The organism is Mycolicibacterium brisbanense, from assembly GCF_001570425.1.
Lineage (GTDB): Bacteria > Actinomycetota > Actinomycetes > Mycobacteriales > Mycobacteriaceae > Mycobacterium > Mycobacterium brisbanense.
The window spans coordinates 222,692-237,698 of record NZ_BCSX01000040.1 but is presented as its reverse complement, the minus strand read 5'-3'; the positions used below and the strand labels follow the sequence as shown (position 1 = coordinate 237,698).

The window sequence follows — 15,007 nt, the reverse complement described above, 5'->3', positions numbered from 1 at the left end:
TCAGATCCAGATCCCCTTGCCGACGGCGACCACCCCGCCGGCACTGACCGAGAACCGCTCACGGTCCTTTTCCAGGTCGACCCCGACCATCTCGCCCGGCCCGACGACGACGTTCTTGTCCAGGATCGCCTTGCGCACCACGGCGCCGCGACCGACCCGGGTGCCCGGCATCAGCACGCTGCCCTCGACGATCGCGCCGTCGTCGATCACGACGTTGGACGACAGCACCGAATTGCGTACGGAGGCCGCGGAAACGATGCTGCCCGCGCCGACCACGGACTCCTGCGCCGAGCCGCCGTTGACGAACTTGGCCGGCGCCAGGTTCTCGGACTCGCCGCGGATGGGCCAGCGCTTGTTGTACAGGTTGAACACCGGGTGCACCGAGACCAGATCCATGTGCGCGTCGTAGAACGCGTCCAGGGTGCCGACGTCGCGCCAGTAGCCATGGTCACGTTCGGTGGCTCCGGGCACCTCGTTGTTGTTGAAGTCGTAGACCGCGGCCATACCGTCGGCCACCAGCCGCGGGATGATGTCGCCACCCATGTCGTGGTCGGAGCCATCTTCGTCGGCGTCGGCCCGGATCGCGTCGATCAGCACCTTGGTGGTGAAGATGTAGTTGCCCATCGAAACGTAGGTCTGCTCAGGATCGTCGGGCGTGCCGGGCGGGTCCGCCGGTTTTTCGATGAAGTTGCGGATTCGGCCCGTGTCGTCGGCGTCGATGCATCCGAACGCGCTGGCCTCAGCGCGCGGAACGCGGATGCCTGCGACCGTCGCACCCGCCCCGCTCTCGATGTGGAACTGAAGCATCTGCTCAGGATCCATGCGGTACACGTGGTCGGCGCCGAAGATGATGATGTAGTCCGGATCCGCGTCGTAGATCAGGTTCATCGACTGATAGATCGCGTCGGCCGATCCGGTGTACCAGCGCGGTCCGAGCCGCTGCTGTGCGGGCACCGGCGTGATGTACTCGCCGGCCAGACCGGACAACCTCCAGTTCTGGCTGATGTGGCGGTCCAGAGAATGCGATTTGTATTGCGTGAGAACGCAGATGCGCAGATAACGTGCGTTGACCAGATTCGACAGCACGAAGTCGATCAATCGGTATGCGCCGCCGAACGGAACCGCTGGTTTGGCCCGGTCCGCCGTCAACGGGTACAGCCGCTTGCCCTCTCCGCCGGCCAGAACAATGCCCAGCACGTGTGGCAGCTCCCTCATGCTGCAAACCTATCCGCAGGCACGCGGTGCTGCCAGCCATTGACACGATTGGTGGCCCGTGTCCACAACCCTTTTCGCATCGCGGCCATCAACATTCTCGGCACGAGGTTGCCCACAATCCTGCGCCACGACGGGGCCGCCCATTACGGTTCCAGTTATGCGGGTGGCCATGATGACTCGGGAGTATCCACCCGAGGTGTACGGCGGTGCGGGAGTTCATGTCACGGAGCTCGTCGCCCAGCTACGTCATTTGTGCGAGGTCGACGTGCACTGTATGGGCGCGCCGCGCGAGGGGGCCATCGTGGCGCAGCCCGACCCCGCGCTGGCGGGCGCCAACGCGGCGCTCTCGACGCTCTCGGCTGACCTGAACATGGTCAACAGCGCAGCGCAGGCCACGGTGGTGCACTCGCACACGTGGTACACGGGGATGGCAGGGCATCTCACCGCGCTGCTGTACGGCATTCCGCATGTATTGACAGCACACTCACTGGAACCGATGCGGCCGTGGAAGGCCGAGCAGCTCGGCGGCGGCTACCGCATCTCGTCGTGGGTCGAACGCACCGCGGTCGAGGCGGCCGACGCCGTCATCGCGGTGAGCGCGGGGATGCGCGACGACGTCCTGCGCACCTATCCGGGTCTGGATCCCGATCGAGTGCACGTGGTGCGCAACGGGATCGACACCGACGTGTGGTTCCCCGCCAAGCCCACCGACGGCGAATCGGTGCTCGCCGACCTCGGCGTCGACCCGACCCGCCCCATCGTCGCGTTCGTGGGACGCATCACCCGTCAGAAGGGTGTGGCGCACCTGGTCGCCGCGGCGCACACCTTCAGCCCCGACGTGCAGCTGGTGTTGTGCGCCGGAGCCCCCGACACCCCTGAAATCGCCGCGGAGATCTCCGGTGCGGTGGCCGAGCTGGCTCGCGCCCGCACCGGCGTGTTCTGGGTGCAAGAAATGCTGCCCGGTCACAAGATCCGGGAAATACTGTCCGCCGCAACGGTTTTTGTTTGCCCGTCGGTGTACGAGCCATTGGGCATCGTGAATCTGGAAGCCATGGCATGCTCGACGGCCGTGGTGGCCTCGGATGTCGGCGGAATCCCCGAGGTGGTCGCCAACGGTGAGACCGGACTGCTCGTGCACTACGACGCAGCCGAACCGGGTGCCTTCGAGGCGGGGCTCGCCGAAGCCGTCAACTCACTGGTGGCCGACCCTGATCGCGCCGACAGGTACGGCGCGGCCGGACGCGAACGATGCATCCGGGAATTCTCCTGGGCCCATATCGCCGAGCAGACGGTGGAGATCTACCGCAAAGTGGCGGGATAGAGATTCGGCGTGATCGTTTGCCGGTGGGCGATCGATCACGCCGAATGCACTAGCTGGTGACGCCCTTGAGTTCGTCGCCGAGAGCGGCTGCCTCGTCCGGGGTCAGTTCGACGACCAGACGCCCGCCACCCTCGAGCGGTACTCGCATCACGATGCCTCGCCCCTCTTTGGTTGCTTCCAGTGGACCGTCGCCGGTCCGGGGCTTCATCGCCGCCATCGAGTGCTCCCTCCAAATGAGCCCGTCCACGTCAGTGGGCCGGGTCGGGGCCCGGCCCCGCCCACTCGTTGGCGGCACCCGGCACTGAACTGCTACTGAACTACCCCTATTCTTCCCTATCCGCGGCGATGGGTGTGCAAAGACCCGTCGGATGTCGGGCGGCGTGCCGTCTAGCGGGACGCCTGAACCCAACAGGACCGGATGTGGTCGTCCACCATTCCGGTGGCCTGCATCAACGCATAGGCGGTTGTGGGCCCGACGAATTTGAAGCCGCGCCGCTTGAGCTCCTTGGCCATCGCCGTCGACTCCGGGGTTACCGCGGGTACCTCCGAGAGGTCAGCGGGTCGCGGACGCGGCGGTGGCGCGAACGACCACAGCAGCTCAGCCAGGTCGACATCGAGCTCGGTGACGGCCCTGGCATTGGCGATGGTGGCCAGGACCTTGGCGCGGTTGCGCACGATGCCGGTGTCGGCCATCAGCCGCTCGATGTCGGCGTCGCCGTACCCCGCGACTTTCTCGGGGTCGAAGTCGTCGAAGGCGCGCCGGAAGTTCTCGCGCTTGCGCAGGATGGTCAGCCACGAGAGCCCGCTCTGGAACGCCTCCAGGCTGACCCGTTCGAACAATGCCACCGAGTCCCGCAGCGGCCGGCCCCACTCGGTGTCGTGGTAGTCGCGGTACAGGGTCGAGCCCGCGGCACTGTCAACCGCCCAGCCACAGCGGATGCGACCGTCGTCGGTCACGTGTCGTCCGATGCGCGAATCTGCCCGGCCGTGGCCGACACCTCGGCGTCGTCGCCCTCCGCATCGTCTGGGACGCCGTACGTCGCGCGCAGTGCGGCCAGCTCACCGCGCAACCCGTCGAGTTCCCGCCCCAGCCGATCCAGAACCCAGTCGACCTCGCTGGTCTTGTAGCCGCGCACCGTCTGGGCGAAGCGGAGGGCATCCACGTCGGCGCTGGTGACGCCGGAGGCGGGCAGGACCGTGGCCGTGGTCCCCCGCGGCAACGGCGGCAACGTTTCGCCCCGACCGAAGATCACGCTGCCCACCCCGAACAGCACAGTGGCCACCAGGACCAGCACCACCAGGTACAGCAGTATCAATGTCACACCGTCGATACTGCCTCAACCGTCCGACAAGCGGTCGGCGGCTAGCGCGGACGCAGGGTGACCATGGGCGGCCGGTCGGCGAGTGAGACCGATGACGCCCGCGGGGTGAAGCCGTCGCCGTCGGCGAAGAACTGCGTGAGCGCGACGCCGGAGTCGGCGATGCCGCAGCGGGACAGCAAGGTGGCGATCACCTGGCGGCTCATCGAGGCCAATTCGGTCAGCGGCCGGTTGCGGTGCACGCGCACACCGAGGTTCACCTGCGCTATCGCGTCCATGCCGAGCCGGTCGTAGGTGTCGACGAGCAGGCCGATCTCCACGCCGTAACCCGGCGCGAACGGCACGGCCGTCAGCAGCTCCCGGGTGCCTGCGTATTCACCGCCGAGCGGCTGGAGGACACAGGTGAGCTCCGGTCGCAGCGACGCGAGCAGCGGGCGGGCGACGAGCTCGGTGACCCGTCCGCCGCCGTTGGCGTCCTCGCTGCCGCTGATCTTGAGTGGGCGGCGGTAGAACCCCTTGACCAGGTGCACACCGTCGACGGTGAGCAACGGGCCCAGCAACTTGGGCACGAACATGGGATCGGGGTCGATCAGGTCGGAATCGACGAAGGCGATGATGTCGCCGGTGGTCGCGGCCAGCGAGCGCCACAGCACCTCGCCCTTGCCGGGTTGCGGCGCCACCTCGGGCAATGCCACCTCCCGGCTGATCACCCGCGCACCGGCCGCCAGCGCGCGGATCTCGGTGTCATCGGTCGAGCCGGAATCGAGCACGATCAGTTCATCGACCAGACCGCCGAGCAGCGGCGTGATGGTCTCCACCACCGAGCCGACAGTTTCTTCCTCGTTGAGGGCGGGCAGCACCACCGAGACGGTGCGGCCGGCCTTGGCCGCTTCCAACTCGGCGATGGTCCAGGCCGGACGGTTCCAGCTGCGGTCGGCCAACCAGCGGTGTCCGGCGACGCCATCGTTGACGGCCAGTTCGGGCATTAGGGTCATGCCAGTCCCCTCACTGTTCGTGCGGGTGCCCGCACTCCCTGGATCGACGCGACCATCTCGAGCACGCGCCGCGTGGGTCCGCACTCGTGCACCCGGAACATCGCAGCACCGTCCGCGGCGGCCAATGCCGTCGCAGCCAAGGTGCCCTCCAGGCGCTCAGTGACGTCCACACCCAGAGTCTCCCCGACAAAATCCTTATTGCTCAGGGCCATCAGGACCGGCCATCCGGTCTTAACAAGATCTTTTACGTGGCGCAACAAACTAAGACCGTGATAAGTGTTTTTGCCGAAATCGTGGGTCGGATCGATGAGAATCCGGTCCCGGGGAACCCCGGCGGCCACTGCGTTCTCGGCGGCCGCGGTCACCTCCGCGATCACGTCGTCGACGACGCCGCGTTCGGTGATGCCGTAGTTCACGCGAAACGGCCGCGTGCGCGGCACCGCCCCACCCGTGTGCGAGCACACCAGTCCCGCCCCGAACTCGGCGGCCACCTCCGGCAGTCCGGGATCGGCGCCGGCCCAGGTGTCGTTGATCAGATCGGCACCGGCCGCGCAAGCCTGTTTGGCGACGGTCGAGCGCCAGGTGTCGACACTGATCAGCTGGTCCGGGTAGGTGGCCCGCAACCATTCGATGAACGGCACGACCCGGGCGGTCTCCTCGTCGGCGTCCACCACATTGCCGGGCCCCGCCTTGACCCCTCCGACATCGATCACGTCGGCGCCCTCGGCGATCATGCGGTGGGCCGCGGACTTGGCGGCCTCGTCGGTGAAGGTGGCCCCGCGGTCGTAGAACGAATCCGGGGTGCGGTTGACAATCGCCATGATGAGCGCACGGTCACCGGCCACCGGGCGACCGCAGAAGGTCCGACCGGGGCTCGGTGACGACGTCAACACGCCATCCAGGCTAACGTCGTGCGATTTCGGGGCTACTTCGGTCGCTTGCCCGCCACCACTTCGTCCGGGTACTCGGCGTAGAACGGGACGTATCCCTCGTCGCGGCCGGCCAGCACGTACACCGAGTCGGTCACCTCGTCGCCGTAGCCCTGCTTGCGCAGCTCCACCTTCTGACTCTTGAACGTCGAGGTATGCGCCAGGCTGTCGACGACGCGGATGAACAGCGGCACCGCGTAGCTCGGCAAGTGCCCGTAGAACGCGTCGGCCAGCGCTTTGCCGTCGAACTCCTTGCCGTCCTTGAGCTGCACCGCGGCCATCCCGGCGCGGCCACCGGCACCCGGCACCTCGACGCCGAACACCGTGCACTCCTCGATCAGCGGGTTACTGGCGACGGCGGCCTCCACCTCGGTGGTGGCCACGTTCTCGCCCTTCCACCGGAAGGTGTCGCCGAGCCGGTCGGCGAACGCGGCGTGCCCGAAGCCTTGCGAGCGCATCAGGTCGCCGGTGTTGAACCAGACGTCGCCGTCCTTGAAGGCGTTGCGAATCAGCTTTTTCTCGGTGGCGGATTTGTCGGTGTAGCCGTCGAACGGCTGGAAGTCGCTGACTTTCGACAACAGCAGGCCGGGTTCACCCGACTTGACCTTGCGCAGCCTGCCGTCTGACCCTCGGGTCGGTTCTCCGCTGTCAGGGTCGTACTCGACGAACGCCACCGGACTCGGGCAGATGCCGGTCGACTTGGACACGTTGAACACGTTGACGAAGGCCGTGTTGCCTTCACTTGCGCCGTAGAACTCGCACACCCGCGGGATGCCGAAGCGCTGGGTGAACTCGTCCCAGATGGCCGGACGCAGACCATTCCCGACGATCACCCGCACCTTGTGTGCCCGGTCGGTCGGCTTGGGCGGCTGGTTGAGCAGGTAGCCGCAGATCTCGCCGATGTAGACGAATGCGGTGGCCTCGTAGCCGATCACCTCGTCCCAGAACCGCGACGCCGAGAACGACTTGCCCAGTGCCAGCGCGGAGCCGGAGTTCAACACCGAACCGAGCGATACGGTCAGCGCGTTGTTGTGGTACAGCGGCAGGCAGCAGTACAAGGTGTCGGTGTTGCGCAGGCGCAATCCCAGGCCGCCGAATCCGCCGAGGGCACGCAGCCAGCGGTAGTGCGTCATGACGCTGGCCTTGGGCATGCCTGTGGTGCCAGAGGTGAAGATGTAGAACGCCTTGTCCTTGGCCAGCACGGCCGACGCGCTGGCCGGATTGCCGATGGGTGCGGTGGCGGCCAGCCGGTGCAACTCCTCGATGGTCATCAATCCGGTGGTGTCGGCGCCACTTTCGACGATGGGGTCGATCAGGTCGGGCTCGGCGAGAACGGCTGTCGCGCTCAGCAGGCCGATGCTGTGGGCCAGCACCTTGCCACGCTGGTGGTAGTTGAGCATCCCCGTGACCGCACCGCACTTGACGATCGCCAGCATCAGCAGTACGGCGTCGGGCGAGTTCCGCAGCATCACGCCGACCACGTCGCCGTGCCCGACGCCGCGTGCGGCCAGCACCGCGGCGTAGCGGTTGACGGTCTCGTTGGCCTCGCGGTAGGTGATGCGCTCGTCACCGAACTTGATGAACACGCGGTCGGCGTGCTGCGCGGCGCGGTCCTGAAAGACCTTGCCGATCGAAGTCTTCGCGGTCGGCCGGGCCAGAAATCCGGTGAGCACCCCGCGCGCGATCACCGGAGCATCCATCAGCAGGCCGGGAACCTGAGTGGCGATGTCGAGCAGCCCGACGCTGCTGCGAGTCCCCGATTTCTGGTCGGTCATACGGTGAATCCCCTCCACATTGGCCCGTAGGTGTGGGCCTCACCTTAACCACGCAGGTGATCGGCGTTACCGCCGGTTCTACCTACCGATGAACCGCCCGGTCACGGCTGCGGAGAGCAGGCCGCCAGTGCGGCGTCGACGTCGTCGACCACGATCAGCCGATCCAGCGCCCCCGGGGACACGTAGCCCGTTTCGACCAGGCCGTGCAGCCAGGTCATCAGCCCGTCGTAGTGCCCGAACGGGTCGAGCAATACCAGCGGCTTGTCGTGCATCCCCAGGTAGCCCGCGGTCCAGGCCTCGAAGAACTCCTCCAACGTGCCGATCCCGCCGGGTAGTGCGATGAAGGCGTCGGAGCGGTCCTCCATCTCCTTCTTACGTTCGCGCATGGTGTCGGTGACGATGAGTTCGGCGGCGTCGATGTCGGCGAGTTCGCGGTGCACGAGGGCCTTCGGGATCACTCCGACGGTGTGCCCCGCACCCGAGCGGGCTGCGCGGGCCACCGCACCCATCGCCGAGACGTTCCCGCCGCCGGACACGAGCGTCCAGCCGCGCTTGGCGATCGCCAATCCCACCTGGCTGGCCAGCGCCAACAACTCTGGGTGGGTAGGACCAGACGCGCAATACACACATACCGCCCACGGGCGGCCGACTTCACCGGACACGTACATAACGTAAGCGTTCGGAATGAACACCCGATTTCCGGCCGGTGGGATAGCCGCGCCCATAAGATCGCGTAGGTGTCTGTCGACTGGGTGATCGCCCCGCGCGACCGCGCTCTTGACGGCCTTCAGGCCGGTCTGCGCGACCGGGCCGGTGCTGTCCTGATCGGCCCCGACGGGGTCGGCAAGACGTCGCTGGCCCGCTGCGCGGCCGAACAGCACGGTCCGGACTATCGCCGGGTGGCCTGGGTGACGGGCACCGAGTCGGCCGCAGGCATTCCCTTTGCGGCGGTGGACCATCTGATCGACGTGCCCGTCGTCGGCAAGACCGCCGAGGTGCTGCGGGCGGGGCGCGAGTCGCTGGGTTCCGACCTGCTGCTGGTGGTCGACGACGCACATCTGCTCGATCCGTTGTCGGCCGCCCTGGTGTACCAACTGGCCGTCAGCGACGCGGCGAAGGTGATCGCCACCGCCGACGACGAAGGACCCGCCGAGGTCACCGCGCTGTGGCGGGACGGATTGGTCAACCGGATCGAAGTGTGTCCTGCCGGTCATGACGACGCGCGGCTCGCCGAACAGGTGGCATCGTTCGTCGCCGACCTGCCCGGCGACGCCTTGCGCACCCTGCGGTACCTGGCCGTGCACGATCCGCTGCCGCTCGCGGTCCTGATCCCGCTGACCGGTGCCGACGCCATCGAGCGGGCCCGCGAGAGCGGCGCCGTGCGGATCGAGAACGCCATGGTCGGCTGCGCACACCCGCTCTTCCGCGACGCAGTCCGCGCCTCGGTCGGCGGTCCCGCGCTGCGCCGGCTGCGCACCGCGTTGGTCGATCGCATGCTGGCGACGCCGGGATGCGGTGTGGTGGACCAGCTGCGGGTGGCGGTGCTGGCCGTGGACAGCGATCGGCCCCAGCCGCCACTCGAAGTCGCCGCCGCCGCGGCCACCGCGCTGCGGCTGGGTGATCTGAACCTGGCCGAGCACCTGGGTCGGACCGCTTTGGCCGCGGGCTTCGAGGCCCGTTTGACGCTGGCCTACGCGCTGGCCTGGCAGGGACGCGGACGTGAGGCCGACGAGGTGCTCTCAGCGGTCGACCCGGCCGAGCTCGACGACGACCAACTGATGGCGTGGGCGTTGCCGCGGGCGGCCAACCAATTCTGGATGCTCTCCGAACCGGAGCGGGCGACCGCGTTTCTGCGGGCCACCCGCGGCCGGGTGAGCACACCGCAGGCCCAGATCACCCTCGATGCCCTATCGGCCACGTTCTCGATGAACGCCGGTGCGCCACAACGGGCTTTGTCGCTTGCCGAAGACGTGCTGAGCAGCGATGCCGCCGACGACACCGCTGTCGGGTGGGCCGCGTCGGCGGCTGCGCTCAGCTGCGCACGCCTGGGCCGGTTCGACGACGTCAACCCCATGGCTCAACGGGCGCTGGACGCCGGGCATCCGGGGCTGCTGCGGTTCACCAGTGGTTTCGGGCAGACCACAGCGCTGCTGCTCACCGGTCAACTGGACGCGGCTCAGGCCATGGCGCAGGAGCTGACCGATTTCGCGCAGTTGCAGCAGCCGGGCCGGGCCATCGGTGAAGTGCTGATCGCAGATGTGTTGCTGGTCCGCGGGTCGCTGCAGGCCGTGTCCTTACTACGACGCGCGACAGCAGCTCTGGCGCCGACCGGGTATTCGTGGGGGCCCTTGGCGTGGATGTTGTTGGCGCAGGCGCTCGGTCAGCACGGGATGCCGATGGAAGCCGCAAAGGCGTTGTCCCGAGCGGAATCCCGGCACGGACTCAAATCCATGCTGTTCGCCCCGGAACTGGGACTGGCCCGCGCCTGGACATGCCATGCCCGCAAGGACTCCGTCGGCGCCATTGCCGCCGCGCGCGACGCCGCAAAGACGGCGGAGCGCGGCGGTCAGTCCGCTGTGGCATTACGGGCCTTGCACGACGGGGTTCGCCTCGGCGACACGCGAGCCGTGGACAGCCTGGCCCGGATCGGCCTGGACTGCGTGTTCAGCAGGATCACCATGGACCACGCCCGCGCCCTGGCTGCAGGTGACAGCTGTGGGCTGCAAGAGGTTTCGCTGCGGTATCACGATCTGGGGATGTCTGCGGCCGCCAACGACGCGGCACGTCAGGCCATCGCGGATCAGCCGCCGGGAGCAGGCCCGGACCGACCGTAGAATCGGTAGCTGCAACGCACTATCCGAGGGGCCGAGATGACACAGTTCAATGCAGACATCGGTGCGGTGAATGCCTTGGGTCAACAACTCGATGATGTCAGCTCGTCGGCGAGCAATGTGCTCAATGGTGCGGTCGGGAGTGTGTCCGACAGCCATGGCGCCATCGGATTCCCGATGCAAGGCGCATTCGACGGCACCCAGGCGTCGCGCAGTGCCGCGGTGGCGGCCACCCAGGCCGCTTCCGGGGAACTCGGCAGCCTGCTCCGGCAGGCCGCCCAGGCCTACGAGCGCGGCGACACCGCGGCCGCCGAGAGCCTCAGGGCGCGCGCTGCCGAGCTGGAAGGCTCAGGCGGACAAGGCGGCTCGCCCACCGGGGCCTCGACGCCCGGCGGCGCCAGCAGCCCCGGCGGCACGGGTGCCCCCGCCGGACAGGACAGCGGCGGGCAGGCGGCCGGCCAGATGCTCGGACAAATGGGTCAGATGATGGGACAGATGGCGCAGTCCATCACCCAGCCGATCCAGGGCATGACACAGGGTCTCAGCCAGATTCCCCAGCAGGTCATGCAAGGCGTTCAGGGCATCGTGCAGGCTGCGACGCAGGGCGGTAGCGGTGCCGCACAGACCGGCGCCGAGACCCTCGAGAAGGCCAAGGCCGAAGGCGCCGACGGCCCCAAAGACGGCGAGAAGGCGCCCGTCGACGCCAAAGACGGCAAGGAGAGCAAAGAGGCCAGGGACGCCAAGGAGCGCGACGGCCAACGCCACCAACCCGGCAAGCAGACGGGCGCCGGGAGCCACCAGGTCGGTAACCGCGCTCCCGACGCCGGCGTCGCGCCCAAGCCGGCCGGCCCTACCGCGCCGACCCGCGCCATGTGACCGTCAGCCGACACTCAACTCGCCGTCGTCGAGGCGCAACCAGCGGTCGATCCCGATTGCGGCGAGGAAGCGTTCGTCGTGGCTGACCACCACGAACGCGCCGCGGTAGGCGTTCAGTGCTGATTCGAGCTGTCCGACGCTGACGAGATCGAGGTTGTTGGTGGGCTCGTCGAGCAACAGCAACTGCGGTGTCGGCTCGGCGTACAGTACGCAGGCCAGCGTCGCCCTCAGCCGTTCGCCGCCCGAGAGCACGCCGACGGGTAGGTCGATCCGGTCGCCACGAAACAGGAACTGCGCCAACAGATGCATCCTGCGGGTGTGTGACAGGCTGGGCGCCGCGGCAACCAGGCTCTCGGCCACTGTCCGTTCGGGGTCGAGCAGGTCGAGCCGCTGCGACAGATAGGCGATCCTGCCATCGGCCCGCTGCACCGTTCCCGCGTCCGGCGGCAGCGTCCCATCGACGATCCGCAGCAGCGTCGACTTGCCCGCACCGTTGGGTCCCGTCAGCGCGATGCGTTCCGGCCCACGGATGGAAAGGTCGATACCATTGCCGGAGAACAGTTTTCGACCATCACGTTCGACCTGCAGGGCCTGGGCCGCGAACAGCGTCCGGCCCGCGGGAACCTCGGTGTCGGGGAGGTCGAGGACGATCGCCTTGTCGTCCCGCAGCGCGCGTTCGGCGTCGTCCAATCGCGCTTTCGCGTCGTCCACTCGGCGGCCGTGTACCTCGTCGGAGCGTGCGGCGGATTCCTGTGCATCGCGTTTGAGCTTGCCCGCAACGATTTTCGGCAGTCCGGCGTCCTTGACGTTGCGGGCCGCGTTGCCGGCACGCCGCGCCGAGCGTTCCCGGGCCTGCTGCATCTGACGCTTCTCGCGCTTGAGTTGCTGCTCGGCACTCCGAATGTTGCTCTCGGCTACCTGTTGACCGGCCTGGACCGCCTCCTGGTAGGCGGTGAAATTTCCGCCGTAGAACACGATGTCGCCGCGGTACAACTCGGCGATCTGGTCCATGCGATCCAGCAGCACGCGGTCGTGACTGACCAGCAACAGGGTGCCACCGAACTCATCGAGCGCAGCGTAAAGACGTTGCCGCGCAGCGTGATCCAGATTGTTGGTGGGCTCATCGAGTAACAGCACGTCGGGGCGCTTCAACAGTTCGGCGGCCAGGCCCAGCGTCACCACTTCCCCGCCCGACAACGTACCGAGCGGGCGGTCCAACGCCACCCCGCCCAGGCCGAGCCGATCGAGCTGGCCTCGGGAACGCTCCTCGATATCCCACTCGTCGCCGATCGTTGCGAACACCGCCTCACTGGCGTCGCCGGCGGCCAACGCGGTCAGCGCGTCGAGCACCGGCGCGATGCCCAGCACCTGTGCCACCGTCAGATCGGCGACGAATGGCAACGTCTGGGGCAGATAGCCGACCGTGCCGTCGACGGTCACCGACCCCGCCGACGGCACGTACTCACCGGCGATCAGTTTGAGCAGCGTGCTCTTACCGGCGCCGTTGGGCGCGACGAGTCCCGTGCGACCGGGGCCGACGGTGAACGACAGATCCGAGAACAGCTCAGTGTCGTCGGGCCATGCGAATGACACGTGGGAAAAGACAATAGACATGCGGGAACTCCAAAAGGGCTACGCACAGCGCAGAATGGACAGGAACGAATCGACTCTCACCGGTCACCCGGAGATGTCGTCGTCTCCCAGCATGATTCAACCCACCTCGGTCGACAGCAGATGCGTTACCCACAATACCGACGAGCGCAACCGATTAACGGGTTCAGGAGTGGCCGCGCAGCCGATCCAGTTGCCGCCGTTCCCGTTTGGTGGGCCTGCCGGCTCCCCGATCGCGCACCGGCACTGCCGCCACGATCTCCTTGGGCGGAGGCGGCGGAGTGCGGTCGATGAGGCATTCCGGCACGATCGCGGCGCCGACCCGTTTGGCGATCGGACGCAGGACCTCCACGATGCGCTCGCGCCCGTCGAGGCGGACCCGGACCTCATCACCGGGCCCGACGAGCTGCGCCGGTTTGGCGGTCACATTGTTGACGCGGACGTGGCCGGCGCGACACGCAGCGGCTGCCATGGACCGGGTTTTGGTGATTCGCACGGCCCAGATCCAGCTGTCGACGCGAACGCTGCTCACGCCCTTACGGTAGCCCGCTCAGCTCGTCGCACTGCTGGGCGAGGTTCGGACTCGCCCGGCCTGTTGCTACAGGTCGTCCACTTCGATGATCGGGTCGGCCAGCTGCCAGCGTTCGCCGCGACGAGGGTGGATGAATGCGTAGTAGTACACCGCCCCGATGACGATGGTCGCTGCCGCGACGATCAGCTGACTGAGCGCCGAGACCGCCAACTGGTAGGTGACATAGGCCATCATCGCGATCACCACGATCGGCGGCAACGGCCACAGCGGCATCCGGTAGCCCGCACTGGTCCGTGCGCCGGGGCGGCGCAGTCGGAGCGCCGCCAGCGCCACCGCAAGGTAGATCGCCACCACGCCGGCACCCGTCGCGGTGATGAGCCAGTCGAGAGGGACGAAGCTCGCGGCGAGGACCGCGCACGCGCCGACCACCAAGGTCGCCGCGACCGGCGTGTGCAGCTTGGGATGAACAGCGCTCAGTACCCGATCGATCGGGTCGGGCCAGGACCGGTCCCGCGCCGAGGCGAACAACTGGCGCGCGACTTGCAAGATGATCGCGATGACGGCGTTGATGATGGCGATCGCGATGCCGATGCTGACCACGACGTTGAGCGTCGCGCCGCCGCGGGCGACCAGGAAGTAGTTCATCGGTGCGTCGCTGCTGAGCAACTCGGTCATCGACGGCGCACCGAGGACCACCGCGGCCAGCGGAATGATCTCGACAGCGACAGTGACGAACAGACATACGATGATCACGCGTCCGATGTTCTTGGCGGCGTTCTTGGTTTCCTCGACGTAGTAGATGGCCGCGCCGTAGCCGTTGTAGGCGAACAGCGCCACCGGCACCAGGGCGACGACCGCGCCGACTCCCACATTGGCCAGCACACCTCCAGTGGCGACCTGCGCGTGCAGGAACTCGGCCGGTCCGCGCTCGACATGCACGAAACCGAGGACCGCTACGACCGCGACCGCGGCGATCTCCACGGCCAGAAAGATCCCGGTAACCCAGGCGTTGGTGCGGATGTTGAGCAATGCCACGAACGTCGTCACCACGATCACGGCGACGCCGATCCACTTGCCGCCGAGCCCTTCCCAGGCGACGCCCAGGTATTCACCGGTTCCCAGCGCGATCACCGCGATGATCAACACGGCGCTGACGAGGGTCAGCATGAAGATCGCGAAACCGACGGGTTTTCCCAAAAGTCTTGCTGCCCAGGTGTATTCGCCGCCGGTAATCGGGTACGTGGCGGCAAGTTCGGCGTAGCACAGTGCGACGAAGACGGCCGCGAAGCCACCGACGAGCATCGTCAACACCGACGCCCCACCCACGCCGAGCAGGATCGTCGGCACGATGATGAACACGCTGGAAGCCGGCGTGACCGCCGACAGCGTGATGAGGATGTTCTCTTTCATCGACAGTGCGCGGTGCAGTTCCTGCTGGTAGGCGACACGTCCCGCGGGCGTCGGCCCGGGCACTCCGACCGCGAACGGGGCTGGATCTTGTTCGGTCATCGCGAACCTTCTTTCTTTGATTCCCAATCAAAGAAAACCACATACCCTATTGTCAAGGACAGGATTTGAGTTAATAGGTTCTTAACAGAGAGTT

Annotated in this window: 14 protein-coding genes; 3 read left to right on the top strand and 11 right to left on the bottom strand. The window is 67.3% G+C overall.

Features of this window, described 5'->3' with window-relative positions; translation table 11 throughout:
• Positions 1–1,215 (bottom strand): glucose-1-phosphate adenylyltransferase, encoded by a 1,215-nt coding sequence (gene glgC / locus RMCB_RS23725; protein ID WP_029366571.1) that lies wholly within the window; start codon positions 1,213–1,215, stop codon positions 1–3.
• Positions 1,216–1,372: 157 nt separating this feature from the next.
• Here glgC and glgA point away from each other — a divergent pair, with 157 nt between their 5' ends.
• Positions 1,373–2,536 carry a glycogen synthase gene (gene glgA, locus RMCB_RS23720; protein WP_109784389.1) on the top strand — a complete coding sequence of 388 codons (1,164 nt, stop codon included), beginning with the start codon at positions 1,373–1,375 and terminating at the stop codon, positions 2,534–2,536.
• 49 nt (positions 2,537–2,585) lie between these two features.
• Here glgA and RMCB_RS23715 read toward each other — a convergent pair whose 3' ends face one another.
• The 7 genes from RMCB_RS23715 to RMCB_RS23685 form a co-directional block, all read right to left on the bottom strand.
• Entirely contained in the window at positions 2,586–2,753 is a 168-nt protein-coding gene (locus tag RMCB_RS23715) for a DUF3117 domain-containing protein (protein ID WP_003406247.1), read from the bottom strand.
• Between the two features lie 170 nt (positions 2,754–2,923).
• Positions 2,924–3,493, bottom strand: coding sequence for a DNA-3-methyladenine glycosylase I (locus tag RMCB_RS23710; RefSeq protein ID WP_062830718.1), 570 nt, complete (start codon positions 3,491–3,493; stop codon positions 2,924–2,926).
• Positions 3,490–3,858, bottom strand: coding sequence for a DivIVA domain-containing protein (locus tag RMCB_RS23705; RefSeq protein WP_029366566.1), 369 nt, complete (start codon positions 3,856–3,858; stop codon positions 3,490–3,492). The genes RMCB_RS23710 and RMCB_RS23705 overlap by 4 nt, the downstream gene beginning before the upstream one ends.
• Before the next feature lie 41 nt (positions 3,859–3,899).
• Complete coding sequence (locus RMCB_RS23700; RefSeq protein WP_029366564.1) at positions 3,900–4,850, bottom strand: glucosyl-3-phosphoglycerate synthase; 951 nt, start codon at positions 4,848–4,850, stop codon at positions 3,900–3,902.
• On the bottom strand, positions 4,847–5,671 hold the full coding sequence (gene folP, locus RMCB_RS23695; protein WP_029366562.1) for a dihydropteroate synthase: 825 nt from the start codon (positions 5,669–5,671) through the stop codon (positions 4,847–4,849). Before folP ends, RMCB_RS23700 begins: the two co-directional genes overlap by 4 nt.
• Before the next feature lie 104 nt (positions 5,672–5,775).
• Complete coding sequence (gene fadD6, locus RMCB_RS23690; protein WP_062830717.1) at positions 5,776–7,554, bottom strand: long-chain-acyl-CoA synthetase FadD6; 1,779 nt, start codon at positions 7,552–7,554, stop codon at positions 5,776–5,778.
• A gap of 101 nt (positions 7,555–7,655) precedes the next feature.
• Complete coding sequence (locus tag RMCB_RS23685) at positions 7,656–8,216, bottom strand: cytokinin riboside 5'-monophosphate phosphoribohydrolase (protein ID WP_029366559.1); 561 nt, start codon at positions 8,214–8,216, stop codon at positions 7,656–7,658.
• A gap of 75 nt (positions 8,217–8,291) precedes the next feature.
• On the opposite strand from RMCB_RS23685, the gene RMCB_RS23680 reads away from it, so the two are divergent.
• A complete protein-coding gene (locus RMCB_RS23680) occupies positions 8,292–10,388 on the top strand; it encodes an ATP-binding protein (RefSeq protein ID WP_062830716.1) in 2,097 nt (698 codons plus the stop codon).
• Between the two features lie 36 nt (positions 10,389–10,424).
• Positions 10,425–11,261: a type VII secretion target gene (locus RMCB_RS23675; protein ID WP_062830715.1), complete on the top strand. Its 837-nt coding sequence runs from the start codon at positions 10,425–10,427 to the stop codon at positions 11,259–11,261.
• Between the two features lie 3 nt (positions 11,262–11,264).
• Here RMCB_RS23675 and RMCB_RS23670 read toward each other — a convergent pair whose 3' ends face one another.
• The 3 genes from RMCB_RS23670 to RMCB_RS23660 all read right to left on the bottom strand — a co-directional run bounded on the left by RMCB_RS23670 (position 11,265) and on the right by RMCB_RS23660 (position 14,913).
• On the bottom strand, positions 11,265–12,875 hold the full coding sequence (locus RMCB_RS23670; protein ID WP_062830714.1) for an ABC-F family ATP-binding cassette domain-containing protein: 1,611 nt from the start codon (positions 12,873–12,875) through the stop codon (positions 11,265–11,267).
• A 163-nt stretch (positions 12,876–13,038) separates the two neighbouring features.
• Positions 13,039–13,404: an Hsp15 family ribosome-associated heat shock protein gene (locus RMCB_RS23665; protein WP_029366554.1), complete on the bottom strand. Its 366-nt coding sequence runs from the start codon at positions 13,402–13,404 to the stop codon at positions 13,039–13,041.
• Positions 13,405–13,470: 66 nt separating this feature from the next.
• Entirely contained in the window at positions 13,471–14,913 is a 1,443-nt protein-coding gene (locus RMCB_RS23660) for an APC family permease (protein ID WP_062830713.1), read from the bottom strand.
• Between the last annotated feature and the right edge of the window lie 94 nt (positions 14,914–15,007).

Coding starts and splice junctions, on each gene's coding strand:
- glgC (WP_029366571.1), bottom strand. CDS start 1,215: ATGAGGGAGCTGCCACACGTGCTGGGCATTGTTCTGGCCGGCGGAGAG.
- glgA (WP_109784389.1), top strand. CDS start 1,373: ATGCGGGTGGCCATGATGACTCGGGAGTATCCACCCGAGGTGTACGGC.
- RMCB_RS23715 (WP_003406247.1), bottom strand. CDS start 2,753: ATGGCGGCGATGAAGCCCCGGACCGGCGACGGTCCACTGGAAGCAACC.
- RMCB_RS23700 (WP_029366564.1), bottom strand. CDS start 4,850: ATGACCCTAATGCCCGAACTGGCCGTCAACGATGGCGTCGCCGGACAC.
- folP (WP_029366562.1), bottom strand. CDS start 5,671: ATGGCGATTGTCAACCGCACCCCGGATTCGTTCTACGACCGCGGGGCC.
- fadD6 (WP_062830717.1), bottom strand. CDS start 7,554: ATGACCGACCAGAAATCGGGGACTCGCAGCAGCGTCGGGCTGCTCGAC.
- RMCB_RS23675 (WP_062830715.1), top strand. CDS start 10,425: ATGACACAGTTCAATGCAGACATCGGTGCGGTGAATGCCTTGGGTCAA.
- RMCB_RS23670 (WP_062830714.1), bottom strand. CDS start 12,875: ATGTCTATTGTCTTTTCCCACGTGTCATTCGCATGGCCCGACGACACT.
- RMCB_RS23660 (WP_062830713.1), bottom strand. CDS start 14,913: ATGACCGAACAAGATCCAGCCCCGTTCGCGGTCGGAGTGCCCGGGCCG.